The sequence below is a fragment of the Neorhizobium vignae genome (assembly GCF_000732195.1).
In the GTDB taxonomy this organism is placed as follows: Bacteria; Pseudomonadota; Alphaproteobacteria; order Rhizobiales; family Rhizobiaceae; genus Neorhizobium; species Neorhizobium vignae.
The window spans coordinates 1-478 of sequence record NZ_JNNU01000075.1 but is presented as its reverse complement, the minus strand read 5'-3'; the positions used below and the strand labels follow the sequence as shown (position 1 = coordinate 478).

The window sequence follows — 478 nt, the reverse complement described above, 5'->3', positions numbered from 1 at the left end:
GCCCGTGACTGACAGCGGAGGGCGAGAGGTTGAGGCGTTGAGCGGACCGTCCAACATGGCGTTCTTCCATGACGACTTCGAACAGCACGAGAAGGTTGAGGTCAGCTCGAGAAAGATCAATCTGATTCAGCATATCGCTGAAATCATATCACTGGATTCAGTATCGGACAAATGGGATTCCTTCCCCGCGTCATCAACGCAGATCAATGGAAGGAAAAGTCATGTGCATCTTGCTCTCAATTTTGCGGAAAGCTGCGACCAAATCGCCGGCGGCGGCAGGCGCGGCGACGCGCTGCACCCTTGCCGCGGTCGTGTTATCGGAGCTCTTGCTCCTCAATGAGCCCAGCTGGGCAGCGTCGTCAGAGACAGTCGCCGCTCTCATCCAGCGCACAAAGGAACAGGCTCACGCGTTCAACTCAGGCGACATGGTGAGGTGGCATAAGATGACGCGGCTGTCGGACGACTTCACCTTGATGCA

The 478-nt window shown here is 56.5% G+C and carries 1 protein-coding gene and 1 pseudogene; one reads left to right on the top strand and one right to left on the bottom strand.

Annotated elements, in window-relative coordinates; genetic code table 11:
• Positions 1–133: LysR family transcriptional regulator (locus GQ59_RS31660; protein ID WP_152564528.1), on the bottom strand; the 133-nt coding region annotated here is incomplete at its 3' end.
• An 88-nt stretch (positions 134–221) separates the two neighbouring features.
• On the opposite strand from GQ59_RS31660, the pseudogene GQ59_RS32940 reads away from it, so the two are divergent.
• Positions 222–478 (top strand): annotated as a pseudogene (locus GQ59_RS32940) (hypothetical protein); the annotation flags it as partial.